Raw genomic sequence first — 26,240 nt, 5'->3', positions numbered from 1 at the left:
TACCTATTTAGCTAAATCCGCGGTATTTGAGGCTTTTTTTCATGCAGGCGTATCAGCGCGATTTCATTCGCTTTGCCATCGATCGCGGCGTTTTGCGCTTCGGTGAGTTCACCCTCAAGTCCGGGCGCACCAGCCCGTACTTCTTCAATGCCGGCCTGTTCAACACCGGTTCCGCCCTGGCGCAACTGGGTCGTTTCTATGCGGCAGCCATCGTCGAGAGTGGCATCCCGTTCGATGTGCTGTTCGGCCCGGCCTACAAAGGCATCCCGCTGGCCGCCACCACCGCCGTCGCCCTGGCCGAACACCACGGCCGCGACTTGCCTTGGTGCTTCAACCGCAAGGAAGCCAAGGCCCATGGCGAAGGCGGTAGCCTGGTGGGCGCGCCGCTGACCGGCGATGTATTGATCATCGACGACGTCATCACCGCCGGCACTGCCATTCGTGAAGTGATGCAGATCATCGGTTCCCAGGAAGGCGCCAAGGCCGCTGGCGTGCTGATTGCCCTGAACCGCCAGGAGCGTGGTAACGGCGAGTTGTCGGCGATCCAGGAAGTGGAGCGCGACTTCGGCATTCCGGTGATCAGCATTGTGTCGCTGAACCAGGTGCTGGAGTTTTTGGCCGACGATCCGCAGCTCAAGCAGCATTTGCCGGCGGTTGAGGCTTATCGGGCGCAGTTCGGCGTCTAATAAGAAGCCCGCTGATTTTGATCTTGTGGCGAGGGAGCTTGCTCCCGCTGGGCCTGAGCTGTCGAGTGCAACGAGGCTGCGATCTTTCCCCGGCCACTTGAATCCCAAGCGAAAGATCAAAAGATCGCAGGCTTCGCCAGCTTCTACAAAAGCCCAGCGGGAGCAAGCTCTCATGGAACAAATTACAACCCCATGTTTTTGAAGTACTTTTCAACAAGCTGCAATGTGGCTCAGTTGGACCGCTATTCCCGTGTGGCGAGGGGATTTAGCGAAACGTCGCACCGCCCCGCTGGGCTGCGCAGCGGGGATAAATCCCCTCGCCACAAGACCAGTTCACTGCGCGACAGCGCAGCGTCGAAGACGCGGCGGCAGCTCCCTCGCCACAAAAGCATCATCTGAAAAGAGGTGTAAAAAAAGACCCCGCCCAACCAGGTTGAGCGGGGTCTTTTTTACAGGTGTCGCTTAAGGACGCTTGCGATTGCTGATCAACGTACCCACGCCAGTGTCGGTGAAGATCTCCAGCAGGATCGCATTCGGCACCCGTCCGTCGATGATCAGCGAGCTGCCGACGCCGCCTTGTACCGCTTCCAGTGCGCAACGAATCTTCGGCAGCATGCCGCCGTAGATGGTGCCGTCGGCGATCAGGTCATCGACCTGTTGGGTCGACAGGCCGGTCAGGACCTTGCCCGACTTGTCCATCAGGCCGGCGATGTTGGTCAGCAGCATCAGCTTTTCAGCTTTCAGTGCCTCGGCAACCTTGCCGGCCACCAGGTCGGCGTTGATGTTGTACGACTCGCCATTGGCGCCCACGCCGATGGGCGCGATGACCGGGATGAAGTCGCCCTTGACCAGCAGGTTCAGCAGGTCGGTGTTGATGCCGACCACTTCGCCCACATGACCGATGTCGATGATTTCCGGCTGGGTCATTTCCGGTGTCTGGCGAGTGACGGTGAGCTTTTTCGCCCGGATCAGCTCGGCGTCCTTGCCTGTCAGGCCGATGGCGCTGCCGCCATGGCGGTTGATCAGGTTGACGATGTCCTTGTTGACCTGGCCGCCCAGGACCATTTCCACCACATCCATGGTCTGCGCGTCGGTGACACGCATGCCATCGATGAAGTGGCTTTCGATCGACAGGCGCTTGAGCAAGTCACCGATTTGCGGGCCACCACCGTGTACGACCACCGGGTTGATGCCCACGGCCTTCATCAGCACGATGTCACGGGCGAAGCCGGTTTTCAGCTCCTCGCTTTCCATCGCGTTGCCGCCATATTTGATCACCAGGGTCTTGCCGACGTAGCGTCGGATATAAGGCAACGCTTCGGACAGGACCTTGGCGGTGTTGGCGGCGGCTTCGCGTTCGAGGGTCATTCAGGGCTCCGGTGGTGCTTGAAAAAAATCAAAACGGTAGTTGGAGATCAGGTGCAACACGTTTGAGTTGGGTGTGGAACACATCCTTGATGCGCTGCAACTCGGCCTCGTTGTCGGCCTCGAAACGCAGTACCAGCACCGGTGTGGTGTTGGATGCGCGAACCAGGCCCCAGCCATGGGGATAGTCGACCCGCACACCATCGATGGTGGTCAGTTCGGCGCCTTCGCCCCATTGAGCGTCGTGCAGTGCATCAATGATGCTGAATTTGCTCTCTTCGGTCACATGGATATTGATTTCTGGCGTAGAAATATCGTTCGGGAAGGTTGCGAACAGCTCTTCGGCCGTGGATTTCTCCTTGCTGAGGATTTCCAGCAGGCGCGCGGCGCTGTAGATGCCGTCGTCAAAACCGAACCAGCGTTCCTTGAAGAAGATGTGGCCGCTCATTTCGCCGGCCAGCAGGGCGCCGCTCTGTTTCATTTTCTTCTTGATCAACGAATGACCGGTTTTCCACATCAATGGACGGCCACCGTATTCCTTGATCAGCGGCACCAGGCGACGGGTGCATTTGACGTCGAAGATGATTTCGGCATCCGGGTTGCGCGCCACCACGTCCTTGGCGAACAGCATCAGCAGGCGGTCGGGGAACACCACGCTGCCGGTATTGGTCACCACGCCCACGCGGTCGCCGTCGCCGTCGAAGGCCAGGCCCAGGTCGGCGTTGGTTTCCTTGACCTTGGCGATCAGGTCTTCGAGGTTTTCCAGCTTGCCCGGGTCCGGGTGGTGGTTGGGGAAGTTGCCGTCCACGTCGCAGAACAGCGGGATGACTTCGCAGTTCAGGGCTTCGATCAGTTGTGGGGCGATCACGCCAGCCGCGCCGTTGCCGCAATCGACCACCACTTTCAGGCGTCGGGCGAGTTTCACGTCCTTGACGATCTCGTCGTTGTAGCGCTCGAGGATATCGACCTTGGTCACGCTGCCCTGGCCGCTGCTCAGGTCGTTGGTCTTGAGGCGGGTGTGCAGGGCCTGGATCTGCTCGTTGGCGAGGGTGTCGCCGGCGATGACGATCTTGAAGCCGTTGTAGTTCGACGGGTTGTGGCTGCCGGTGAGCATCACCCCGGACTTGCCGGCCAACACGTTGGCGGCGTAGTACAGCGCCGGGGTCGGCACCAGGCCTACGTCGCTGACGTGGCAGCCGCTGTCGGCAACGCCTTTGATCAGTTGTTCGACCAGCTCAGGGCCCGACAAACGGCCATCACGGCCGACGCACACATTCGGTTCACCCTGGGCCAGGCTCTGGGAGCCAATGGCGCGACCGATCCAGTAGGCGGTTTCGGCGGTGAGGGTTTCCGGTACCACGCCACGGATGTCGTAGGCGCGGAAGATGCTTTCAGGGAAGATCGGGGCGATTGCGGCTGGAGTGTTCATGGGCGGGGCGCTCTATCTGGAAGGTGACTGGACAGGCCGACGGTTAGCGTCGGCAGGCTCAAGCTGAAGGGTATGACGGCGTTTTTGACAGAGAGTTCGTGGTGGGAAAGTGCCATGAGACAGCGTTATCCCGGCCTCGGTCGCCTAATACATTGATTCCGGATGGGAAACCTAGCAGAAAGCCATTGCGCATTTTTTGTCCTGAAACACAAGCTTCACAAACAGGCCAGGCAGGACGCCCGGCCCGAAAACCACCGGTCAATGGCTGCCGGAATGCCCGAAACCACCTGCGCCGCGCTGGCTTTCGTCGAATTCTTCGACCAGTTCGAAGTGGGCCTGGACCACCGGCACCAGCACCAGCTGCGCGATGCGTTCGCCCACGGCTATGTTGAAGGCCGTTTGGCCGCGGTTCCAGCACGACACCATCAGTTCGCCTTGGTAATCGGAGTCGATCAGGCCCACCAGGTTGCCCAGCACGATGCCGTGCTTGTGGCCCAGGCCCGAGCGCGGCAGGATCAGCGCGGCCAGGCCCGGGTCGCCGATGTACACCGACAGGCCGGTAGGGATCAGCAGGGTCTGGCCCGGCTCCAGGATCGTGTCCTGCTTGAGCATCGCCCGCAGGTCGAGGCCGGCGGAGCCCGGTGTGGCGTATTGCGGCAGCGGGAATTCGTTGCCGATGCGTGGATCGAGGATTTTGGCTTGTAGGGCGTGCATGACATTAAACCTGGTTCAGACGTTCGGCGATAAAGGTGATCAGCTGGCGGGCAATCTTGCTCTTGCTGGTCTGGGCGAAAAGTGTGGCGTGCAACTGGCGGTCGATCACGCTGCAGGCGTTTTCTTCGCTGTTGAAGCCGATGCTCGGGTTGGCCACGTCGTTGGCGACGATCAAGTCGAGGTTCTTGTCCTTGAGCTTGCGTGCGGCGTAATCGAGCAGGTGTTCGGTCTCGGCGGCGAAGCCGACACTGAACGGGCGGTCGGGGCGGGTGGCGATGCTGGCCAGGATGTCCGGGTTGCGCACCATTTGCAGTAGCAGGCCGTCGCCGCTTGTAGGGTCTTTCTTCAATTTTTGCGGGGCAACGACTTCGGGACGGTAGTCCGCCACCGCCGCCGAGGCGATGAACAGGTCGCAGGGGATGGCTGCTTCGCAGGCTGCGAGCATGTCCCGGGCGCTGACCACGTCGATGCGCGTGACCCGGTCCGGCGTTGGCAAGTGTACGGGGCCGGTAATCAGCGTCACCCGGGCGCCGGCTTCCACGGCGGCCTCGGCCAGGGCGAAGCCCATTTTTCCGGAGCTGTGGTTGGTGATGTAGCGCACCGGGTCGATGTTTTCCTGGGTCGGCCCGGCGGTGATCAGTACGTGCTTGCCGGTCAGCGCCTGGCGCTGGAAGCAGTCGGCGGCGCATTGGGCCAGGTCGGTGGCTTCAAGCATGCGGCCCATGCCGACATCGCCGCAGGCCTGGCTGCCGGAGGCCGGGCCGAAGACTTTCAGGGCGCGGCTTTCCAGCAGTTGCAGATTGGCCTGGGTGGCCGGGTCGCGCCACATGGCCTGGTTCATGGCCGGCGCCACGGCGACCACCGCGTCGGTGGCGAGCACCAGGGTGGTCAGCAGGTCGTCGGCGATGCCTTGGGCCAAACGGGCGATCAGGTCGGCCGTGGCCGGGGCGATCAGCACCAGGTCGGCCCACTTGGCCAGTTCGATATGGCCCATGGCGGCTTCTGCCGCCGGGTCGAGCAAATCCAGGTGCACGGGGTGTCCGGACAGGGCTTGCATGGTCAGCGGGGTAATGAACTCGCTGCCACCGCGGGTCATGACGACCCGTACTTCCGCGCCCTGGTCGATAAGCCTGCGAACCAGCTCGGCGCTCTTGTAGGCGGCAATGCCGCCGCCGACGCCCAGAACGATGCGTTTCCGATACAGCCGCTGCATAGGCCTGCCTTTCGATTTCAGTGGTCAGTGCAAGGCGAACCCCTTGGCAGCAGCCTGCCAGGGTGCAAATCGCCTGCAAAAAAGATGGGCTACGATATCACAGCGACCGCTACGGAACAGCGGCGCCCACAATCAGGGAGATGCCATGAGTATTCGCGATTGGCCCGCAGCCGAGCGGCCGCGGGAGAGGTTATTGGCGCTGGGGGCGGGGAGTCTGTCGGACGCCGAGCTGCTGGCGATTTTTTTACGAACCGGCGTGTCGGGCAAAAGTGCGGTGGATCTGGCACGACAACTATTGATTCAATTTGGCAGCCTGCGCGCACTGCTTGAGGCCGATCAGATCACATTCAGCAACCATATGGGGCTCGGGCCGGCGAAGTTTGCCCAACTGCAGGCGGCTCAGGAAATGAGCCGTCGGCATTTGGCTGAACGAGCCCGGGAAAAGACCTCGCTGGAAAGCCCATTCGTGGTGCGTGAGTACTTGAAATCGATGCTGCGCCACGAGCCCCACGAAGTGTTCGGTTGCCTGTTTCTCAACTCCAAGCACCAGGTGTTGGCCTTCGAGGCGCTGTTTCGCGGCTCCATCGACAGCGCCAGTGTTCATCCCCGGCAGGTGGTCAAAAGGGCCTTGGCCCATAACGCCGCCGCGCTGATCCTGTGCCACAACCACCCCTCCGGTAACTCCGAGCCCAGCCAGGCCGATCGGGTGCTCACCGAGCGGCTTCGGGAGGCGCTGGAGCTGATCGATGTGCGGGTGCTCGATCATTTCATCGTTGGCGATGGGGAGCCGCTGTCGATGGCGGAGTGTGGGTGGATGTAGGCAGGGTCAGGCTTGAATAATCCCTTGTGGGAGCAAAGCTCCCACAAGAGGGGGACTGTGGGGCAGGGGTTACTTGATGCTGACTTTCGAATAGTCCTGGCGCCCAAACGGGCTGACCGAATAACCCTGCACATCCTTGCGGGTCAGGACGAACGCGGTCGGGTGGGCCAGGGGTAGCCACAGGGCCTGCTGCTGGATCTGGGCCTGGGCCTGCTCATAGAGCTTGGTACGCACACCTTGTTCGCCAGTGGTCTTGCCGGCGGTGATCAGTTTGTCCAGGTCTGGGTTGCAGTAGCGGGCGAAGTTGGTGCCGGACTTGACCGCCGCGCAGGAAAATTGTGGCGTGAGAAAGTTGTCCGGATCGCCGTTGTCGCCCGCCCAACCCATGAACAGCAGGTCATGTTCGCCGGCCTTGGCGCGACGGATCAACTCGCCCCATTCGATCACCCGGATCTCGGCCTGGATGCCGATTTGCGCCAGGTCGGACTGCAGCAGCTGTGCGCCGGCACTGGGGTTGGGGTTCAGCAGGCTGCCGGAAGGGCGGGTCCAGATGGTGGTCTGGAAGCCTTCCTTCAAACCGGCCTTGGCCAGCAGGTCGCGGGCCTTTGCCGGGTCATGGGCGTAGCCGGGCAGGTTTTTGGCGTAGCTCCAGGTGTTGGGCGGGTAGGGGCCGTTGGCGGCTTCGGCGGTGCCTTCGAAGACGGTCTTGAGGTAGCTGGCCTTGTCGAAGGCCAGGTTGATGGCTTGGCGCACCTCAGGCTTGTCCAGTGGCGGATGCTGGCTGTTGATCGCCACGAACGCGGTCATGAAGGCGTCGGTCTGCTCGACTTTCAGCGTAGGTTCTTGCTTGGCGGCTTGTACGTCCAGCGGCTTGGGCGACAGGGCGATCTGGCATTCGTTGCGGCGCAGTTTCTGCAGGCGTACGTTGGCGTCCGGCGTGATGGCGAAGATCAAGGGATCCACTTGGGGCTTGCCGCCAAAATAATCAGCGTTGGCCTTGTAGCGAATCGAAGCATCTTTCTGGAACCGGTTGAAAATGAACGGGCCGGTGCCGATCGGCTGGTTGTTGAGTTTTTCCGGCGTGCCGGCCTTCATCAACTGATCGGCGTATTCGGCCGAATAGATGGAGGCAAAGCCCATGCTCAACGTCGCCAAAAAGGTCGAGTCGGCGTGATCGAGGGTGAAGCGCACGGTCAGTGGGTCCAGTGCGTCGATTTTCTTGATCAGCGCCGGCAATTGCATGGACTGGGCATGGGGGAAGCCACTCTGCGCAACCTTGTGCCATGGGGTCGCCGGGTCTAGCATGCGCTCGAAGCTGAACTTCACGTCCTCGGCGGTCAGGTCGCGGCGCGGCGTGAAGTAGTCGGTGCGGTGGAACTTGACCTGTGGCCGCAGCTTGAACACATAGGTCAGGCCATCGGTGGAGACTTCCCAGCGCTCGGCCAGGCTTGGGACCACTTTGCCACTGGCGGTATCGAAGTCCACCAGGCGGTTCATCAGCACGTCGGCGGAGGCGTTGGTGGTCGTCAGGGAGTTGTACTGGACGACATCGAACCCTTCCGGGCTGGCTTCGGTACAGACGCTCAGGGCGGCGGCCAAGGCCTGCGGGCTGATCAGCAGAGGGGCGAGCAACAATGGTAGGGCAGCGAGGCGCATGGTCGGTTTCCTGTGCAAGTCGAAGGCCCATCTGCGAGTGCAGTCTGGAAAAGGCCTACCCTAGTGGGCTCGCCGCTAAATGACTATCCCCTTTTTGCATTTTCCGGCACTCTGCGTCGGTGCGTTGATGGGCTGGAAAACGCCGCGGGTGAAAAAAACCTGCATGCAGCGACGAGCGGTAAGAGGCTGCGCCAGCCTTTGCGCCCGCCGTCCGGGGCGGTTGGTCGATGATTGGCCATGAAGACAAATCACATCGGCTGTTGTTGCACTGTGGTCTTTCTGGTATAAAGCAGCGCTCTTTTCTAGGGGCCCGGTTCCTTCACTGTAGGTGTAGCCGGTAAGACCCTTAAAGAAACGCGGCGCCTGGCGCCAAATGACTGAGAGATTAAGCGGCCAACCCATGCCGGGTTGGGCATGTGGTTTTAGAGGGCTGAGGCATGTCGAGAGTCTGTCAAGTTACCGGTAAGGGTCCGGTGACTGGGAATAACATTTCCCACGCAAACAACAAAACCCGTCGTCGTTTCCTGCCGAACCTGCAGCATCACCGCTTCTGGGTTGAAGAAGAGAAACGTTTTGTGCGTCTGCGCGTATCTGCCAAGGGCATGCGTATCATCGACAAGCGTGGCATCAGTGTCGTGCTGGCCGAACTTCGTCGCGATGGCAAGGTTTAAGGGAGCTAATCATGCGTGAATTGATTCGTTTGATCTCGAGCGCCGGTACTGGTCACTTCTACACTACCGACAAGAACAAGCGTACTACCCCGGACAAAATCGAGATCAAGAAATATGATCCGGTTGTTCGCAAGCACGTGATCTACAAGGAAGGCAAAATCAAGTAATTGATTTTTCCCTTCTTACGAAAAAGGCCTATATCGCGAGATACGGGCCTTTTTTGTTGCCTGTGAGGGCCTCATCGCGAGCAAGCTCTCACAGGGATCTCAGGCGTCATACGGTCTGGTGATGAGGCCTGCCCAGGCCACGCCAAATCCTCAAGCCTTCTGTTCGAACACCACGTAAATCTTGCGGCACGGCTCCAACACTTCCCAAGTACCCTTGAACCCCGCTGGAATCACGAAACGGTCGCCGGCCCGCAGGGTCTTGGCATTGCCATCGTCGTCCCGCAGCACGGAAACGCCCTGGACGATCTCGCAATACTCATGCTCGGTGTAATTGACCGTCCACTGGCCGACGGCGCCTTCCCATACGCCAGCATTCATTTGCCCGCAGGGGCTGCTGTAGTGGTTGAACACTGTTTGTTCGGGGTCGCCCTTGAACACCTTGGCCGGGTCCGGGCGATAGCGTTCGGCGGTGGTATTGGCTTGGCTGAAATCGACAATGTCCTGAATGCTCATGTGGGTGATCCCCAGTGATCGCTTGGAAGGCTTCGAGTCTATGTTTATTAAAATGAACATCGCAAGGCCGTTTGCCCGCGTAGTGTCAAATATATTGAAACATGACCGGTCGCTGGTTTAGGGTGGCGGGTGCCCGTGTCGAAAATAGCGTCGAAAACAGGCTGGCCGGGCAGAATTCTTTTGAGCGCTGCGCATTGCGCGGCGTTCGTACTCAATAAGAGGAGGACACACGCATGACCACCCTGACTCGTGCCGACTGGGAACAACGCGCCCGCGACCTGAAGATCGAAGGCCGCGCCTTCATCAACGGCGAGTACACCGATGCGGTGTCCGGCGAAACCTTCGATTGCCTCAGCCCGGTCGATGGCCGCTTGCTGGGCAAGGTCGCCAGCTGTGACGTGGCCGACGCCCAGCGTGCGGTCGAAAACGCTCGTGCCACGTTCAATTCCGGCGCCTGGTCGCGCCTGGCCCCAAGCAAGCGCAAAGCCACCATGATTCGTTTCGCCGGCCTGCTCAAGCAGCATGCCGAAGAACTGGCCCTGCTCGAAACCCTGGACATGGGCAAGCCGATCAGCGATTCCCTCAATATCGATGTTCCCGGCGCGGCCCAAGCCTTGAGCTGGAGCGGCGAAGCCATCGACAAGCTCTACGACGAAGTGGCGGCCACCCCCCACGACCAGTTGGGCCTGGTAACCCGTGAGCCGGTGGGTGTCGTGGGCGCTATCGTGCCATGGAACTTCCCGTTGATGATGGCCTGCTGGAAACTCGGCCCGGCGCTGTCCACCGGTAACTCGGTGGTGCTCAAACCGTCGGAAAAATCCCCGCTGACCGCCATCCGTATCGCCGCACTGGCGATCGAGGCCGGTATTCCCAAAGGCGTGCTGAACGTGCTGCCAGGCTATGGCCACACCGTCGGCAAGGCCCTGGCCCTGCATATGGACGTCGATACGCTGGTGTTCACCGGCTCTACCAAGATCGCCAAGCAACTGATGATCTACTCCGGCGAATCCAATATGAAGCGTATCTGGCTGGAAGCCGGCGGCAAGAGCCCGAACATCGTGTTCGCCGATGCCCCGGACCTGCAAGCCGCCGCCGAATCCGCCGCCAGCGCCATCGCCTTCAACCAGGGCGAGGTCTGCACCGCCGGCTCGCGGCTGTTGGTGGAGCGCTCCATCAAGGACACGTTCCTGCCACTGGTGATCGAAGCCCTCAAGGGCTGGAAGCCTGGCAACCCCCTGGACCCGGCCACCAATGTCGGCGCCCTGGTCGATACCCAGCAGATGAACACCGTGCTGTCCTACATTGAGGCCGGGCACAGCGACGGCGCCAAATTGGTGGCCGGCGGCAAGCGCATCCTTGAGGAAACGGGCGGCACCTACGTCGAGCCGACAATTTTCGATGGCGTGAGCAACGCGATGAAAATCGCCCAGGAAGAGATTTTCGGCCCGGTGCTGTCGGTCATTGCCTTCGACACCGCCGAGCAGGCCATCGAGATCGCCAACGACACACCGTACGGCCTGGCCGCAGCGGTATGGACCAAGGACATCTCCAAGGCCCACCTGACCGCCAAGGCCCTGCGTGCCGGTAGCGTATGGGTCAACCAGTACGACGGCGGCGACATGACCGCGCCGTTCGGTGGTTTCAAGCAATCGGGCAACGGTCGCGACAAGTCGCTGCATGCGTTCGACAAGTACACCGAGCTGAAGTCGACCTGGATCAAGCTCTGACAGAGGCGGCCCCGGATCTGTGCGGGGTGTCATGCAGCGCTGATTCACCCTGTGGGAGCGGGGAAGAGCGGAAGATTGGCGGTCGACACAAATCCCTGTGGGAGCGAGCTTGCTCGCGATAGCGGTATGACAGACGACGACTTTGTTGAATGTTGCGCCGTCATCGCGAGCAAGCTCGCTCCCACATTGTTTTGAGTGGTGTCTGAAAAACCGATCACTGTCCACAGGAGCGTGGAAATGCGTTGGGCGACCTATTTCGCCGTATTGGCATCTGTCCTGAGTGTCGGCCTGGCCCTGGGCGTGAGCATGCCGCTGGTGTCGCTGCGCCTGGAGGGCTGGGGCTATGGCTCGTTCGCCATTGGCGTGATGGCCGCCATGCCGGCCGTGGGGGTGTTGCTTGGGGCCAAGGTGTCGAGCCGGTTGGCGGCGCGGTTCGGTACGGCAGCGTTGATGCGCCTGTGCCTGTGGGGCGGCGCAGTGTCCATCGGGTTGCTGGCACTGTTGCCCAGCTATCCGGTCTGGTTGCTGCTGCGCCTGGTGATTGGCGTGGTCCTGACCCTGGTGTTCATTCTCGGTGAAAGCTGGATCAATCAACTGGTCATTGAACAGTGGCGTGGGCGACTGGTGGCGCTGTACGGCAGCTGCTACGCACTGAGCCAGTTGTCCGGCCCGCTGCTGCTGGGCGCGCTGGGGACCGATCATGACTATGGGTTCTGGGTGGGCGTCGGCCTGCTGCTGGTCGCACCTTTGCTGTTGCTGGGCCGCAGCGGTGCGCCGAGCAGCGAGGCCGGCAGCGTTACGTTTAGCGACTTGTGGACGTTTTGCCGAGGCTTGCCGGCGATTGCCTGGGCGGTCTCGTTGTTCGCCGCGTTCGAGGCCATGATCCTCACGTTGCTGCCGGTGTATTGCCTGCGCCAGGGCTTCACTGCCGACATCGCGCTGGCAATGGTCAGCACCGTGGTGGTCGGCGATGCCTTGTTGCAGTTGCCCATCGGCGCCCTGGCCGATCGCGTGTCTCGCCGGGCGCTGTTGACGGGGTGTGCGGTGGCGCTGACGTTATCGAGCCTGGCGGTTCCGCTGTTGATTGATACCCTGTTGATCTGGCCGTTGTGGGTGCTGTTCGGTGCCAGTGCCGGAGGTTTGTTCACGTTGTCGCTGATCCTGATCGGCGAGCGTTATCGCGACGATGCGCTGGTGCGGGCCAATGCCCATGTCGCGCAACTGTGGGGCCTTGGTTGCCTGATCGGCCCACTGGCGGCGGGAGCGGGCAGCCAGTGGATCAGCGGGCATGCGCTGCCTTTGTTCATGGCGGCAGGGGCGTTTGGCCTGGTGATTCTGCTAATGCGCCAAGGGGCGTTCGGGGCGAGCCAAACAGCCTGAGCCCACAGCGGTTTGAGCAGGCCTACAACATCCGCTCCAGCCCGATCGTCGTGCTGAACCAGGCATTGAACCGGCGCCACCAACTGCCCGGTTCGCGGTCCAGGTCGTGTATCTGGCCGTTGTCTTCGGTGGTCCATACAAGCCTTCCGTGCTCCAGCCTGGCTTGATAACTCAGGGCCGGCGCCATGCCCTGCAAGGCCAGCTCACGGACTTGGCCGGCGAGTTCAGGGCTGTCCACCAGTACGCCGACTTCGGTGTTCCACAGCACCGAGCGCGGGTCGAAATTGAACGAGCCGATGAACGATTTCTGCTGGTCGAAGATGATCGCCTTGCTGTGCAGGCTGGAGTCCGATTGGCCGTAGGATTTGCTGTAGAACAGGTGAGGGCTGCTGCCGGTGTCGCCCGGTTGTCGCCGCAGCTCGAACAGGCGTACGCCATGTTGCAACAAGGCCTTGCGGTACGGCGCATAGCCGCCGTGCACCGCGGGCACGTCGGTAGCTTCCAGGGAGTTGGTCAGCAGGCTCACCGACACGCCGGCATCGGCGCGACTGGTCAGGTACACCAAACCTGGCTGGCCGGGGACGAAGTAGGCGGAAATCATGATCAGCTCTTTGCTGACGCCGGTCAGCTCGGGGGCCAGTTGCGTGGTCAGCAACAACTGCGGGTCCGGCTCGTCCTTGGCCAGCACTTTGCTGGGCGCGTCCCACAGCGCTGTGTTCCAGGCCCAGATCAACTGGTTGCGCCAAATGTCCAGGCGCGGTTGGGTCTTGTAGGCGGTCAACTGCTGGTAGAGCGCGTGATTTTCCTTTTGGGTCTGCTCCAGGGACTCTTGCAGGCGCAGGCGGTTGTTGGCCAGGTCCTTGGGCGTGGGGCGACGGGACAGGAACTGTTCGATGGGTTTGCTCAGGGCGCTGTTCCAGTATTGGTCGAAGCTGTGCCCCAATTGTTCAGCCACCGGGCCGACACCGAGCAGGTCGATGTCGGTGAAGTTCAGGTTGGGTTCGGCGTCGAAATACTCGTCGCCCAGGTTGCGGCCGCCGACGATGGCCATGCTGTTGTCCGCCAGCCACAGTTTGTTGTGCATCCGGCGGTGTTGCTGTGACAGGTTGAGCAGGCGACCGAGGCTGCGGGTCACGCCGGTGGCGCGTCCCAGGTGCAGCGGGTTGAACAGGCGGATCTGGATCTGCGGATGAGCGGCGAGGGTGGCGATGATCTGATCCTGGCCGTCGCTGGTGGTGTCATCCAGCAGGATGCGCACGCGTACGCCGCGATCTGCGGCCTTGAGCAGTTCGTCCACCAGCATTCGGGTGCTGATGCCGTCATGGACGATGTAGTACTGCAAATCCAGGCTGCCTTGGGCGTGGCGAATCAACTCGGCCCGGGCGATGAAGGCGTCGGTGCTGTCGGCCAACAGGCGAAAGCCTGAGCGACCTTCATGTGGTGCGGCCTGGGACTGAACCGAACGGCCGAAGGCGGAATCTGTCGCCGGTAGCGCCTGGCTGGGCTCGCGCACTACATCAAGGCTCGCGCAGCCATTGAGCAGCATGGCGATCAACAGCATGAATGGCAGAGCAAGGTGCTGTCTCAAACGAGGTCATCCGGCTTTGAGAAAAGCGAAGTATGGCACGGCTTCGGATTTTTCACGCCCGCTCGAAACGCGACGCAGCCTGGCGGCTCATTGGCTGTGTAGGTCGAAAAAGCCACGAGCCTTGTTGAGGAATACTGCAATTAACAGAGCTTCCTCCTACAGAAAAATCCTACTCGACGGGCAACTATGCGTGGGTGTTCGCAGCAGTGAAGTCTCGCAGTTGCGTCACGGATGTTTTCCAACCATTCAACAGGTCCATGAGCATGAAAATAATTCTCGCCGGCACACTGGCCGCTGCCACATTAATCCCGTTCGCCGCCCAGGCTGCCAGTGTCGACTTGAGCGTGACCGGCCGCGTTATCCCGACCACTTGTGTGCCGGCGTTCGCCGGTGGCAATGAGGTCAATCTGGGACGGATCTTCTCTTCAACCCTGGCCCCTGACCGGCAGAACGATCTGCCGCCTCGGGACATCATGCTGAACATTTCTTGTGACGCACCCGCGGCAGTGGAAATTGCCGTCACCGATAACCGCGGCGCTACCAAGGTGCCGGGACTGGTTTTCAATGGCCGTCGAGATAACGACCTTTACTTCGGCCTGGGCAGCACCCAGGGCGAGGGGATCGGTGGTTTCGGTTTATTGTCCGGCCAACCAATGGCTGACGGCAGCCCGCAGACCTTGCTGATGCGTACGTCCGCCAATCCGGCCTGGCAAGTGTCCACCAACGGCCTGGTGGCCAATACACCGGCTTATTCCTGGGGGGCGAATGTGTTGGCGGGCCCAGTCGCTGCCAGTCTGCACAGCTTCCCGATGCAGGTAGTCGCCTCCATTCGACCGACTTCCGAATTGCCGCCAACCAACGACGAGTTCGATCTCGACGGTTCGGTGACGTTCGATGTGTTCTACCTCTGAGTCCTGACCCATGACGGAGCGTGGCAGGCGCTTGAAAGCCGCCTGCTTGCCTGAAAGGGCCACGCTCCTGCGGGTTGGCCGGGTGCGGGCTACGCCGTTTTTCCTGCCCGGCTGACACCCTCTGGAGATTCCCATGTTTTCCCCAATATCTTCGCCGAAGCTCAGCGTGGTAGTCGCGCTGTGCCTGGCGTTTATCGTCCAAAGTGTCCAAGGCGCCGGCATGGTCCCGGAGACGCCGGTCGTGATCGTCGACCAAGGCAAGGGCGAGGCGACACTCACCGTCAGGAACACCGATGCTCAGCCGGCATTGCTTCATAGCTCGGTCATTCATCTTCCGCAGGACCAGGACCCTTTGCTGGTTCTGAGTCCGCCAGTGGCCCGGGTCGAACCGGGCCAGAGCCAGCAAGTGCGCTTTATCCTGCACACCACTGTCCCCCTGAAGACGGAGCGGCTCAAGCGCGTGCAGTTCGAGGGCATCCAGTCGCGTCCGGCGGGCAATGGCGCACAGATCGCCATGGGCGTGCGGCAGAATATTCCGGTGATTCTTCGCCCCGCCGGGCTCGCGGTTGAGCGAGCACCGTGGAAGCGCTTGGTCTGGAGCGCCAAGGGTGGCCTGGTCCGCGTAAACAATCCCAGTCCCTATGTTGTCCGACTGGCGCGGTCGGTGAGTCTGATTCCTGGGGGCGCAATGCTGGACCTCGGACGCACTTATATCCTGCCCGGCGAAGTACTGACACTGAGTACGCCTTCGAGTCTGGCTACCCATGTCCGGCTGTTTCCCGCGACCACTTACGGTTTTGCAACTGGCAGCTATGACGCACATTTGAGTTTGCAATAGTGCGTTTTCGAGTCTTATTTCGCCTGGCCGGTGGCTTGGCCTTGCTTGGGATAACACAGGCGGGGACCATGGCCCGGACCTTCGCCGAGTTCGACCGATCAGTGCTCGAGGCCCGAGGGCTTGATCCGCAGATCGCCGAGTATTTTCGCGATGCGCCGCGCTTCGCGGCCGGGCGCCATCTGATCTCCTTGAGCGTCAATGGCGCATCGGCGGGGCAGGTAATGGCCACTTTTGACGAGCAAGGACAGCTATGCCTGGATGCGGACCTGCTGGATCGGGCGGCAATAGCTGCGCCATCAGGCCTGCATCCCGACGCCGGGAAGGTGCCGTGTTCACGGGTGACTGAAAGCCTGTCCGGGGCCCAGGTATGGCTTGAGCCGGGGCTGAACCTGGTGCGCCTGCTGGTGCCCACCGACTGGTTGCTCGCTGCGGCGACCCGCCGGGACGCCTGGACGTCGGGCGGGATGGCCGGTGTCATCAACTATGATGCGCTGATGGTAAACGGTTCTGCCGCCGGGCAGTCCAGCCCATACCGCAGCCTGGGCACCGAGTTGGGATTCAACGCTGGCGATTGGGTGGTGCGCAGCCGTCAGAACTACACCTCTTTTGCAGGTGTAACGCGTTTCGAAACGCTGTACACCCAGGCTTCAAAGACCTGGGAGCGCTACGGAGCGCAGGTTCAGTTGGGGCAGTTGAACATGCGCTCATCGTTGTTTGCGGGCGAACCCTTTTTCGGCGCGCAGATTCTTCCGGAAACGGCGCTCTCGCAAGCAAGTGGTGGCGTGGGCGGCGGAGCGGTGGTGCAAGGGCTCGCCTACTCGACAGCGCGGGTCGAAGTCCGGCAAAGCGGTGTGGTGATCTTTAACACGTTGGTGCCCGCGGGGCCTTTCACACTGAGCGACTTGCCCCTGCTCAGCCAGCGTCTCGACCTGGACGTGAGCGTCCTTGAAGAAAATGGCGAGCGCCGTGATTTCCGTGTCCCCGCCGCCAACCTGCGTCCGGTGAGCCTGAGAACCGCGCCCAGCTATGCGCTGGCGGTCGGCAAGGTGCGGCGGCTCAACAACGATGAGCGTGATACTCCGTCGTTTTTCGCCCTGAGCCGGGACTGGCGGTTTGGGCAGGCAACGCAGTTCAGCGCCGGGGTGATGGGCGCTGACGAATATCGCTCCATCGGATGGGGAATCGAGCAGGCGCTGACGCGTAACATGACGGCGCGGTTCCAGCAGCTAGGTTCGCGCACGGCCCGGGGTACTCAGGGGCATGACCTGCAGGCCGCGTTGAACACGGTTCTGAACGATAGGTTTTCGATCGGGTTGACGACGGGGCGACGCAGCGGTGGTTTCCGGCATCTGGCTGAGACGGGGCTGGACGCCGCGACCGATGATCGACTCGCTTGGGCAGAGCGTCACTGGGCCATCTCCTTGCGACGTGCCGATCCGCGATGGGGGGCGCTCAGTGGAGCGCTGACGCGTTATTCCGGGGCCATGGGGAGGGATGCCGCACGAATCAGCGCGGCTTGGTCCCGAACATTCGACAGGACGACCCTGTCATTGAGTGTGCAACACGAGCATGTCGGGCAAGCACGCAATACCGGCATGTCCGCGAACCTCAGCGTGCCCCTGGGGCGCAACCGAAGGATCAGTACCTTCGCCCGCCAGGATGATGATCGAGGGCTGCGTACCGGAGCTCGTTACACCGAGCAGCTCAGCGATAGCCTGGGCTATAGCGTCGGTGTCGACCGCTCGGCCAGTGGCCAGAACGATCTCAACGCCAGACTCAACGCCTTGCCGCGTTATACCAGCGTGGACATCGGCCTCTCCCGCAGTGGCGCCGGGGCCCGTCATTATGATCTGGCCCTGCGCGGCGGCTTGGCGTTGCACGAGGACGGCATGACGCCTTCGCCTTATCCTTTGCGCGATACCTTTGGCCTGATCAAGGTCGGCGATGACGCGGGAATCAGGATTGGCACGCCCCACGGTCCCGTCTGGACCGACGCCGGAGGACGCGCGGTGGCGTCCAGTTTGTCCGCCTACCAGGCCAGTCGGATTGAAATCGATACGTCCAGCCTGCCACGCAACCTCGATGTACCCAATGGATTTCAAGAAGTACTGGCTGCACGTGGCGCCGTGCCGCGGCTCGACTTCCAGGCGGGTTCGGTTCGTCGCCTGATGCTGAGCATACGCACCGACGAGGGGGGGCCTGTGAGCAAGGGCCTTGGGGTGTATGACGAACACAATCAGTACCTGACCTCGGTGGTCGATACGGGCCTGGTGTACCTGGATCACGCACCTGCAGTGGTTCGGTTGCGGGTGTTGCTTTCCGAGGGCCGCGCTTGCAGCCTGGAGCTTGATACGGGTCGGTTGCCGACGGCTTCAGGACCGTATGACAGCGCCGACGTGGTTTGTCAGGCGCGATGATGTGCCAAGCCAGCCAAGGCGCCGGGCCGATCGAGGTTCATGCAGGTGACGGGGTATCGTTCAGCAGCCTGATCGCGACCGCACCTACCTTGCGCACCGCCTCTTCGATTTGCGGGGTCGGCTTGGCAGCGTAGTTCATGCGCAGGCAATTACGGTATTTGCCAGACGCCGAGAAGATACTGCCGACGGCGATTTGAACGCCCTGATCATGGAGCATGCGGTTGAGCTTCAAGGTATCGAAACCTTCTGGTAGCTCGACCCAGAGCATGAAGCTGCCCCGGGGCCGGCTGGCCCGGGTGCCGTGGGGGAAATAACGGCTGACCCAATCGATCATCACGTCGCGATTACGCTGGTATTGCGTGCGCATCCGACGTAAATGGGGCTCGAAATGCCCCCCCTTGAGAAATTCGGCAATGGCGATCTGCGGTTGTGGCGCGGTGGAACCGGTGCTGATGTATTTCATGTGCAGCACCCGCTCCAGATACCGGCCAGGGGCGACCCAGCCAATGCGCAGGCCTGGAGCCAAGGTCTTGGAAAATGAACTGCAGAGCAGGACGCGGCCGTCTTCGTCGAAGGATTTGATGGTGCGTGGGCGAGGGTACGTGTAGGCCAATTCTCCATACACATCATCTTCAATGATCGCCACGTCGAAGCGCTGTGCCAGGTTCAGCAGTGCGCGTTTATTGGCGTCGGGCATGATGTAGCCCAACGGGTTATTGCAGCTGGGGGTCAACTGTATGGCTTTGATGGGCCATTGCTCCAGCGCCAGTTCCAGTGCATCCAGGCTGATGCCGGTGAGCGGGTCGGTAGGAATCTCCAAAGCCTTCATGCCCAGGCCCTTGAGGGTTTGCATGGCCCCGTGAAAACTGGGTGAATCCACCGCGACGATATCGCCTTGTTCGCAAGTGGCGCGAATGCTGACCGACAGCGCCTCATGGCAGCCGGTGGTGACGATCACATCGTTGGGCCCCAACTGGCAGCCGGAGTCCAGCGACAGCCGGGCGATCTGTTCACGTAGCGCGAGGTTGCCGTAGATATTGTCGTAATACAGGCCGGGCATGTCTTGTCGACGGCTGATCTGCGCCAGGCTGCGCAGCAGCGGTTTCATGGTCGGCGAGTTGATATCCGGCATGCCGCGTCCCAGCTGCACCACGTCCGGGCGCGGTACGGCGCGGATCAGCTCCAGTACCTGGTCCCACTGGGAAATATCCACAGGGCGCTGGGCCGGACGGCCTACCGCCGGCAGGTCGGGCAGGTCGCGGCCCACGGGTACGAAGTAGCCGGACTTGGGTCTCGGCATCGCCAGCCCACTGTCTTCCAGCACGCGATAGGCCTGCTGCACCGTACTCAAGCTGACCCCATGTTCCGTGCTCAATGCCCGCACAGATGGCAGCCTGTCGCCGGGGCGGTAGAAGCCCTGTTCGATGCGGGTACCCAGCAATTCGGCGAGGTTCACGTAGAGGGTCATGGTGCGCTCCCGATGAGATGGACCACTGCAACCGATACAGTTGAGGTGGAAAATGACAATTCAGTGCCGGAAATACCGAATCTGTATGCTTATAAAAGAAATGAGTTGAATCTGTATTGCTTTTGACCGTCCGCGCATCATGAAACCTCTGGCTACCCAAGTAAACAGGAGCGATCAAAATGAACGGCTTGAGCGATGTGCGGCTGACGTTACACAGTCAGGAACTGGTGGCAGGGCAGGAGAAGGGGCTGCGCAGCGCGATGCTGCGTAATCCGCCGTCCGGCCTGAGCCGTTGGGCCCTGCTCTGGCATCGTCTGCATACACGCAAAGCCTTGTTGGAACTTACACCCGAACAGTTGCGTGATATCGGGCTGACGCGGGAGCAGGCGCGGGAGGAGGGATTGAAACCGTTCTGGCGGCTTTGAAGCGGTGCTGGCCCTGAGATGGCTATCGCGGGCAAGCCTTGCTCCCACAGATTGGAATGGCTTGTGGGAGCAAGGCCTGCCCGCGATAGCGTTATGAGTAGCGCTGAGTTCTTTAAACCAACTCTTTCAAGCGATGCCACAACATCCCCAGCGCCAGCAGTGGCGAACGCAGATGCTTGCCGCCCGGGAAGGTCATGTGCGGGACCTGGGCGAACAGATCGAACCCAGTGCTTTGCTGACCGCTGATGGCTTCGGCCAACAGCTTGCCGGCCAGGTGCGTGGCATTCACCCCATGGCCGGAATAGGCCTGGGCGTAATACACGTTGGGTTGGTCCTTGAGCTTGCCAATCTGCGGCAAACGGTTGGCCCCGATGCCGATCATCCCGCCCCACTGATAATCGATTTTCACATCCGCCAATTGCGGGAAAACCTTGAGCATTTTCGGACGCATGTAGGCGCCGATGTCCTGTGGGTCGCGGCCGGAATAGTGACAGGCTCCGCCAAACAGCAAGCGTCGATCCGCCGAAAGCCGGTAGTAATCCAGGGCCACGCGTTGATCGCAGACCGCCATGTTCTGCGGCAACAACGCCTGTGCCTGGGCCTGGCTCAAGGGTTCGGTTGCAATGATGTAGCTGCCAGCCGGCAACACTTTGCCGCCCAGTTGCGGACTGAGTCCATTGAGGTAGGCGTTGCAGCCCAGTACCAGCGTCTTGGCGCGGACCGAGCCCTGGTGGGTGTGCACCTTCACTTCAGGACCGTAGTCGATGCGTGTGACTGCCGATTGCTCGAACAGCCTGACCCCCAGCTGTTGCGCGGCGGCAGCTTCGCCCACGGCCAGGTTCAGTGGATGCAGATGGCCAGAGCCCATGTCGATCAACCCACCGACGTAACGATCCGAACCCACGACGCTGTGCATTTCGTTGGCTTGCAGCAGTCGGGTCGGATGGCGATAACCCAGGCTGCGCAATTCTTCGGCGTCTTCGGCGAAGCCTTCCAGGTCGCCAGGCTTGTTGGCGAGGTCGCAGTAGCCCCAGGTGAGGTCGCACGGGATCTGGAAACGCTCGACGCGCTGTCGGACGATTTCCACGGCCTCAAGGCCCATGAGTTTCATCTGGCGCACGCCGTCGGCACCGATGATCGGCGCAAACTGATCGAGACCATGGCCGACGCCACGAATCAACTGGCCACCGTTGCGCCCGCTGGCGCCCCAGCCGATCCGATGCGCTTCCAGCAGCACCACGCTCATGCCGCGCTCGGCCAGTTCGATCGCCGTGTTCAAGCCGGAGAACCCGCCGCCAACCACGCAGACATCCGCCAGCAACTCACCCTGCAGCAGCGGATGGTCCGGCTGTGGCAGGCTGCTGGCGGCGTAATAAGAGGCGGCGTGCGCGTGGCTCGGGACAGGTTGCTGAACACGGGCGTTCATGTGCGTAATCCTGATTTTTTGTGTTTGAGAAAATTTACGGAGCATAAGCCGGGGATTCCCCGCTGGGCAACACCGGTCGGTTCGCGCTGTCTGGCGCGCGGCTTTTAAGGCAAAATCCTAGACCATCTCCTTCGGTAATCGACTCGATGAGCTGCAACAGTCAAAAAATCCGCACGCTACGCCAGCAGATTCCCTCGTTCGAGTGCGTACCGGGCTGCCATGACTGCTGTGGTCCGGTGACCACCTCGCCCGAGGAAATGGCCCGTTTGCCCCGCAAGACCCGCGCCGAACAAGACGCGGCCATGGACGCGCTCGACTGCGTGCACCTGGGACCCAACGGTTGCACCGTCTACGACGAGCGCCCGCTGATCTGCCGGCTCTTCGGCACCACCGCGACCTTGCCGTGTCCCAATGGACGGCGGCCGGTGGAACTGATTCATCCACGAGTCGAGAAGCAGATTCATGAGTACATGGCCAGCACCCGGCAGGTGTTGGTCTAGCAGGTACGGATACCGAGTCGCGGCCTTCGCGAGCCAGGCTCAATCCGGAATCGGCAGGTTCAAGCTCTCCTTCACTTCCTCCATCACGATATAGCTCTTGGATTCGCGCACATGGGGCAGCTTGAGCAGGATGTCACCCAGCAGCTTGCGATACGAAGCCATCTCGGAAATCCGTGCTTTCACCAGATAGTCAAAGTCCCCTGACACCAGGTGACATTCCAGCACGTGAGGCAGTTTCAGCACCGCGCGTCGGAACTCTTCGAAAGTGTCGCCGGATTTGTAGTCAAGGCTGATCTCGACAAACACCAGCAGGCTACCTTTCAAGTGCTGCGGATTGAGCCGGGCGTTGTAGCCCATGATGATGCCCTCGCGCTCCAGGCGCCGTACCCGCTCGGTGCAGGGCGTGGTGGAGAGGCCGACCTTTTCCCCCAGCTCGGTGAAGGAGATGCGCCCGTCCGCCTGGAGAATGCGCAGGATATTGCGGTCGATCTTGTCCAGCTCACGTTTGGTCTGGGTGTTGGTACGCACAGGTGATGCGCCTCCGTGAAAAGGGTTTCTGCCGAGAATTCTCGCCAAATATAGGCGTTTATATAGTGAAAAGCACTGGCTAATCTTTTTTACACTGCGACCATCAAAGCTATGTACAACAAACGTCAGCGGTTATCCGCGATGAGGGCATCAACATGCGCGTTCTGGTCTTGGGTAGCGGCGTCATCGGTACCGTCAGTGCTTATTATCTGGCCCGTGCCGGGTTTGAAGTGGTGGTGGTCGACCGTCAGCCGGCGCCTGCCATGGAAACCAGTTTCGCCAACGCCGGCCAGGTGTCGCCGGGTTATGCCTCGCCGTGGGCCGCACCGGGCGTACCGCTCAAGGCCATCAAATGGCTGCTGCAACGCCACGCGCCGCTGGCGATCAAGGCTACCGCCGACATCGACCAGTACCTGTGGATGGCACAGATGCTGCGCAACTGCACCGCCAGCCGCTATGCCATCAACAAGGAGCGCATGGTGCGCCTGTCCGAGTACAGCCGTGACTGCCTCGACGAGCTGCGCGCCGAAACCGGCATTGCCTACGAGGGCCGTAGCCTGGGGACCACCCAACTGTTCCGCACCCAGGCCCAGCTCGATGGCGCGGCAAAAGACATCGCGGTGTTGAAAGAGTCGGGTGTGCCGTTCGAAGTGCTCGACCGCGAGGGCATTGCCCGGGTTGAACCAGCCTTGGCCAATGTCACCGACATTCTGGCCGGCGCCTTGCGCCTGCCTAACGACCAGACTGGTGACTGCCAGATGTTTACCACGCGCCTGGCGGAAATGGCCGAGAAGCTCGGTGTGCAATTGCGCTTCGGCCAGGATATCCAGCGCCTGGACTTCGCCGGTGACCGCATCAACGGTGTCTGGATCGACGGTAAGCTGGAAACCGCCGACCGCTACGTCCTCGCCCTGGGCAGCTATTCGCCGCAACTGCTCAAGCCCCTCGGGATCCGTGCACCGGTCTATCCGCTCAAGGGCTACTCCCTGACCGTGCCGATCACCAACCCGGCGATGGCGCCGACTTCGACCATTCTCGACGAAACCTACAAGGTCGCGATCACCCGGTTCGACAACCGCATTCGGGTGGGCGGCATGGCGGAAATCGCCGGTTTTGACCTGTCCCTCAACCCGCGTCGGCGCGAAACCCTGGAGATGATCGTCAACGACCTTTATCCTCAGGGCGGCGACCTGGCCCAGGCCAGCTTCTGGACCGGCTTGCGCCCGACCACCCCGGACGGCACGCCAATCGTGGGGGCCACGCCCTTCAAGAATCTGTTCCTGAACACCGGCCACGGCACCCTCGGATGGACCATGGCGTGTGGTTCCGGTCGCCTGTTGGCCGACCTGATGGCCAAGAAAAAGCCGCAGATCAGCGCCGAAGGCCTCGATATTTCCCGTTATGGCAGCAAACACCAGGAGTCTGCAAAACATGTCAATCCAGCGCCAGCTCACCAATGACCGCATGAGCCAGGTTGTCGTGCACAACGGCACCGTTTACCTGGCCGGACAGGTCGGCGACGACATGAATGCCGGTATTGAACAGCAAACCCGTGAAAGCCTGGCCAATATCGAGCGCTTGCTGGACCAGGCCGGTACCGACAAGAATCGCTTGCTGTCGGTGACGATCTACTTGAAGGACATCGACGCCCACTTCGAAGGCATGAACGCAGTCTGGGACAAATGGTTGCCCAAGGGCGTCGCCCCGGCCCGTGCCACGGTGCAAGCCAAGCTGTGCGAACCGGAGATCCTGGTGGAGCTGTCGGTCGTGGCCGCGCTGCCTTAAATATCGCCCCAAACGATCCCTCTCCCGGTGCTGTTGGTGGTTCCATGCTGTCAGCCGGCACCGGTTTTATTCATGACCGCCTAGAAGTCTGCCGCCATGCGTCCTGCCCGTGCCCTGATCGATCTCCAAGCCCTGCGTCACAACTACCAATTGGCCCGCGAAGTCACGGGGGCCAAGGCCCTTGCGGTGATCAAGGCCGACGCCTACGGGCACGGCGCGGTGCGTTGCGCCGAGGCGCTGCAGGACACGGCGGACGGGTTCGCCGTGGCCTGCATCGAAGAAGCCCTGGAGCTGCGGGCCGCCGGGATCCGTGGGCCGATCCTGCTGTTGGAGGGGTTTTTCGAGGCCAGTGAGCTGCCGTTGATCGTCGAGCATGATTTCTGGTGTGTGGTGCATTCGTTGTGGCAGCTCGAAGCGATCGAAAAAGCCGCGCTGAGCCAGCCGATCACGGTCTGGCTCAAGCTCGATTCCGGCATGCACCGGGTCGGCCTGCATCCGGCGGATTACCAGGCGGCCTACCGTCGCCTGCTCGCAAGCGGCAAGGTGGCGAAGATTGTCTTGATGAGCCACTTCGCCCGTGCCGATGAACTGCACGATCCCAGCAGCACCGAGCAACTGGCGATATTCGACAAGGCCCGCCAGGGCCTGGTGGCGCAGATCAGCCTGCGCAACTCACCGGCCGTGCTGGGCTGGCCGCAGATACCCAGCGACTGGGTACGCCCGGGCATCATGCTCTACGGGGCGACGCCCTTTGACGAGCCCAACGCTGTTGCCTCGCGCTTGCAACCGGTGATGACCCTGGAGTCGAAGATCATCAGCGTGCGCGAATTGCCCGCCGGCGAACCGGTGGGCTACGGTGCCCGTTTTGTGACCACGCAACCGACCCGGGTCGGCGTGGTCGCCATGGGGTATGCCGACGGCTACCCACGCCAGGCGCCCACCGGTACACCGGTGCTGGTGGATGGGCAGCGCAGCCAACTGGTCGGACGCGTGTCGATGGACATGCTGTGTGTCGACTTGACCGATGTCCCCCAGGCCGGACTCGGCTCGACCGTTGAGTTGTGGGGCAAGCACATCCTCGCCAGCGACGTTGCCAAGGCCGCCGACACGATTCCCTATCAGATTTTCTGCAACCTGCGGCGGGTGCCACGCCTCTATTCCGGGGGCTGACACCAAGCGCCAGCTACCGAAAGTCGCTTCACCGCACAGGATTCGGGTCAAAGTGTTGTAAATACTGAACGCTGTCGCCATGATAACGCTCACTTTCCTCACAACCTGATTCCCTGGAGGCTCCAGCATTGGACGTCGGTGAACGACTGCAATCCATTCGTAAACTCAAAGGCCTTTCCCAGCGTGAACTCGCCAAGCGCGCGGGCGTCACCAACAGCACTATTTCGATGATCGAGAAGAACAGCGTCAGCCCCTCGATCAGCTCGCTGCGTAAGGTCCTTGGCGGGATTCCCATGTCCATGGTCGAGTTTTTCTCCGAAGAAATCCTTCAGGAGAAACCGACTCAGATCGTCTATAAAGCCAACGAACTGATCGACATCTCCGACGGCGCCGTGACCATGAAGCTGGTGGGCAGGGCGCACCCGAGCCGGGCGATTGCCTTCCTCAACGAGATCTATCCGCCTGGCGCCGACACCGGTGAAGAGATGCTCACCCACGAAGGCGAGGAAACCGGGATCCTGGTGGAAGGGCGGCTGGAACTGGTGGTCGGTGTCGAAACCTTCGTGCTCGAAGCCGGCGACAGCTACTATTTCGAAAGCACCAAGCCGCACCGTTTTCGTAATCCGTTCGACGTGCCGGCGCGACTGATCAGCGCAGCCACACCGGCCAATTTCTAGAAAAAGCGGCGCCGGCCCCGCAGGGCAAAGGCGTCCAAGCAATGAGCTGTCATCGCAAACAAGACCCTTGCGACTTTGGGGTTGTTTCAGTGTGACGGGCTTACCGCTATACTTGCGCCCGCCTGCAAACCGTGGCCGCAGGCGTGACTAGCCACCATTGAGGGTG

Annotated in this window: 24 protein-coding genes and 1 pseudogene; 15 read left to right on the top strand and 10 right to left on the bottom strand. The window is 61.4% G+C overall.

Going from position 1 to position 26,240, the window contains the following annotated elements:
* Positions 1 to 41: 41 nt before the first annotated feature.
* Entirely contained in the window at positions 42 to 686 is a 645-nt protein-coding gene (pyrE, locus tag AC09SL_RS22660; RefSeq protein WP_003206873.1) for an orotate phosphoribosyltransferase, read from the top strand.
* A 462-nt stretch (positions 687 to 1,148) separates the two neighbouring features.
* On the opposite strand, the gene argB is transcribed toward pyrE, so the two are convergent.
* From argB to coaBC, 4 genes and pseudogenes are all read right to left on the bottom strand, one after another.
* A complete protein-coding gene (gene argB / locus AC09SL_RS22655; RefSeq protein WP_003206871.1) occupies positions 1,149 to 2,054 on the bottom strand; it encodes an acetylglutamate kinase in 906 nt (301 codons plus the stop codon).
* 28 nt (positions 2,055 to 2,082) lie between these two features.
* Positions 2,083 to 3,486, bottom strand: a pseudogene (locus AC09SL_RS22650) (phosphomannomutase/phosphoglucomutase); the annotation flags it as partial.
* A 252-nt stretch (positions 3,487 to 3,738) separates the two neighbouring features.
* Positions 3,739 to 4,194 carry a dUTP diphosphatase gene (gene dut, locus AC09SL_RS22645; RefSeq protein ID WP_003206867.1) on the bottom strand — a complete coding sequence of 152 codons (456 nt, stop codon included), beginning with the start codon at positions 4,192 to 4,194 and terminating at the stop codon, positions 3,739 to 3,741.
* 4 nt (positions 4,195 to 4,198) lie between these two features.
* Entirely contained in the window at positions 4,199 to 5,407 is a 1,209-nt protein-coding gene (gene coaBC / locus AC09SL_RS22640) for a bifunctional phosphopantothenoylcysteine decarboxylase/phosphopantothenate--cysteine ligase CoaBC (RefSeq protein WP_003206865.1), read from the bottom strand.
* Between the two features lie 145 nt (positions 5,408 to 5,552).
* Between coaBC and radC the strand changes: the two genes are divergently transcribed.
* On the top strand, positions 5,553 to 6,227 hold the full coding sequence (gene radC, locus AC09SL_RS22635) for a RadC family protein (RefSeq protein ID WP_064106866.1): 675 nt from the start codon (positions 5,553 to 5,555) through the stop codon (positions 6,225 to 6,227).
* A gap of 69 nt (positions 6,228 to 6,296) precedes the next feature.
* On the opposite strand, the gene AC09SL_RS22630 is transcribed toward radC, so the two are convergent.
* Complete coding sequence (locus AC09SL_RS22630) at positions 6,297 to 7,883, bottom strand: ABC transporter substrate-binding protein (RefSeq protein ID WP_058543132.1); 1,587 nt, start codon at positions 7,881 to 7,883, stop codon at positions 6,297 to 6,299.
* Between the two features lie 437 nt (positions 7,884 to 8,320).
* On the opposite strand from AC09SL_RS22630, the gene rpmB reads away from it, so the two are divergent.
* Both rpmB and rpmG read left to right on the top strand, forming a co-directional pair.
* Positions 8,321 to 8,554, top strand: a complete 234-nt coding sequence (gene rpmB / locus AC09SL_RS22625; RefSeq protein ID WP_003177273.1) for a 50S ribosomal protein L28 — start codon at positions 8,321 to 8,323, stop codon at positions 8,552 to 8,554.
* An 11-nt stretch (positions 8,555 to 8,565) separates the two neighbouring features.
* Entirely contained in the window at positions 8,566 to 8,721 is a 156-nt protein-coding gene (rpmG, locus tag AC09SL_RS22620) for a 50S ribosomal protein L33 (RefSeq protein WP_003177274.1), read from the top strand.
* Positions 8,722 to 8,871: 150 nt separating this feature from the next.
* Here rpmG and AC09SL_RS22615 read toward each other — a convergent pair whose 3' ends face one another.
* Positions 8,872 to 9,234, bottom strand: a complete 363-nt coding sequence (locus AC09SL_RS22615; protein ID WP_003206861.1) for a cupin domain-containing protein — start codon at positions 9,232 to 9,234, stop codon at positions 8,872 to 8,874.
* Positions 9,235 to 9,467: 233 nt separating this feature from the next.
* On the opposite strand from AC09SL_RS22615, the gene AC09SL_RS22610 reads away from it, so the two are divergent.
* Both AC09SL_RS22610 and AC09SL_RS22605 read left to right on the top strand, forming a co-directional pair.
* Complete coding sequence (locus AC09SL_RS22610; protein WP_058543131.1) at positions 9,468 to 10,961, top strand: aldehyde dehydrogenase; 1,494 nt, start codon at positions 9,468 to 9,470, stop codon at positions 10,959 to 10,961.
* A gap of 237 nt (positions 10,962 to 11,198) precedes the next feature.
* Positions 11,199 to 12,341, top strand: a complete 1,143-nt coding sequence (locus AC09SL_RS22605) for an MFS transporter (RefSeq protein ID WP_058543130.1) — start codon at positions 11,199 to 11,201, stop codon at positions 12,339 to 12,341.
* A 22-nt stretch (positions 12,342 to 12,363) separates the two neighbouring features.
* Here AC09SL_RS22605 and AC09SL_RS22600 read toward each other — a convergent pair whose 3' ends face one another.
* Positions 12,364 to 13,902, bottom strand: coding sequence for a phospholipase D family protein (locus AC09SL_RS22600; protein ID WP_058543129.1), 1,539 nt, complete (start codon positions 13,900 to 13,902; stop codon positions 12,364 to 12,366).
* Between the two features lie 290 nt (positions 13,903 to 14,192).
* On the opposite strand from AC09SL_RS22600, the gene AC09SL_RS22595 reads away from it, so the two are divergent.
* The 3 genes from AC09SL_RS22595 (at position 14,193) to AC09SL_RS22585 (ending at position 18,095) form a co-directional block, all read left to right on the top strand.
* Positions 14,193 to 14,840: a DUF1120 domain-containing protein gene (locus tag AC09SL_RS22595; protein WP_058543128.1), complete on the top strand. Its 648-nt coding sequence runs from the start codon at positions 14,193 to 14,195 to the stop codon at positions 14,838 to 14,840.
* A 133-nt stretch (positions 14,841 to 14,973) separates the two neighbouring features.
* Positions 14,974 to 15,678: a fimbria/pilus chaperone family protein gene (locus AC09SL_RS22590; protein ID WP_058543127.1), complete on the top strand. Its 705-nt coding sequence runs from the start codon at positions 14,974 to 14,976 to the stop codon at positions 15,676 to 15,678.
* Positions 15,679 to 15,746: 68 nt separating this feature from the next.
* A complete protein-coding gene (locus tag AC09SL_RS22585; protein WP_081264427.1) occupies positions 15,747 to 18,095 on the top strand; it encodes a fimbria/pilus outer membrane usher protein in 2,349 nt (782 codons plus the stop codon).
* 37 nt (positions 18,096 to 18,132) lie between these two features.
* On the opposite strand, the gene AC09SL_RS22580 is transcribed toward AC09SL_RS22585, so the two are convergent.
* The gene (locus tag AC09SL_RS22580) at positions 18,133 to 19,563 is read right to left on the bottom strand and encodes an aminotransferase-like domain-containing protein (RefSeq protein WP_058543126.1); all 1,431 of its coding nucleotides are present in this window, start codon (positions 19,561 to 19,563) and stop codon (positions 18,133 to 18,135) included.
* A gap of 179 nt (positions 19,564 to 19,742) precedes the next feature.
* Between AC09SL_RS22580 and AC09SL_RS22575 the strand changes: the two genes are divergently transcribed.
* On the top strand, positions 19,743 to 19,988 hold the full coding sequence (locus AC09SL_RS22575) for a YjiS-like domain-containing protein (RefSeq protein WP_058543125.1): 246 nt from the start codon (positions 19,743 to 19,745) through the stop codon (positions 19,986 to 19,988).
* 112 nt (positions 19,989 to 20,100) lie between these two features.
* Here AC09SL_RS22575 and AC09SL_RS22570 read toward each other — a convergent pair whose 3' ends face one another.
* Positions 20,101 to 21,414, bottom strand: a complete 1,314-nt coding sequence (locus tag AC09SL_RS22570; RefSeq protein WP_058543124.1) for an NAD(P)/FAD-dependent oxidoreductase — start codon at positions 21,412 to 21,414, stop codon at positions 20,101 to 20,103.
* Between the two features lie 146 nt (positions 21,415 to 21,560).
* Here AC09SL_RS22570 and AC09SL_RS22565 point away from each other — a divergent pair, with 146 nt between their 5' ends.
* Entirely contained in the window at positions 21,561 to 21,914 is a 354-nt protein-coding gene (locus AC09SL_RS22565) for a YkgJ family cysteine cluster protein (RefSeq protein ID WP_018602566.1), read from the top strand.
* A 39-nt stretch (positions 21,915 to 21,953) separates the two neighbouring features.
* Here AC09SL_RS22565 and AC09SL_RS22560 read toward each other — a convergent pair whose 3' ends face one another.
* Complete coding sequence (locus AC09SL_RS22560; RefSeq protein WP_003206849.1) at positions 21,954 to 22,442, bottom strand: Lrp/AsnC ligand binding domain-containing protein; 489 nt, start codon at positions 22,440 to 22,442, stop codon at positions 21,954 to 21,956.
* A gap of 155 nt (positions 22,443 to 22,597) precedes the next feature.
* Between AC09SL_RS22560 and dadA the strand changes: the two genes are divergently transcribed.
* The 4 genes from dadA to AC09SL_RS22540 all read left to right on the top strand — a co-directional run bounded on the left by dadA (position 22,598) and on the right by AC09SL_RS22540 (position 26,074).
* On the top strand, positions 22,598 to 23,902 hold the full coding sequence (gene dadA, locus AC09SL_RS22555; RefSeq protein ID WP_058543123.1) for a D-amino acid dehydrogenase: 1,305 nt from the start codon (positions 22,598 to 22,600) through the stop codon (positions 23,900 to 23,902).
* Positions 23,874 to 24,227, top strand: coding sequence for a RidA family protein (locus AC09SL_RS22550; RefSeq protein WP_058543122.1), 354 nt, complete (start codon positions 23,874 to 23,876; stop codon positions 24,225 to 24,227). The genes dadA and AC09SL_RS22550 overlap by 29 nt, the downstream gene beginning before the upstream one ends.
* Before the next feature lie 96 nt (positions 24,228 to 24,323).
* Positions 24,324 to 25,397: an alanine racemase gene (gene alr, locus AC09SL_RS22545; protein ID WP_058543121.1), complete on the top strand. Its 1,074-nt coding sequence runs from the start codon at positions 24,324 to 24,326 to the stop codon at positions 25,395 to 25,397.
* Positions 25,398 to 25,525: 128 nt separating this feature from the next.
* Positions 25,526 to 26,074, top strand: a complete 549-nt coding sequence (locus AC09SL_RS22540) for a cupin domain-containing protein (protein ID WP_003206841.1) — start codon at positions 25,526 to 25,528, stop codon at positions 26,072 to 26,074.
* Positions 26,075 to 26,240: the final 166 nt, after the last annotated feature.

The organism is Pseudomonas sp. PF05 (genome assembly GCF_056521845.1).
This window is presented reverse-complemented; position numbering and strand designations above follow the sequence as displayed.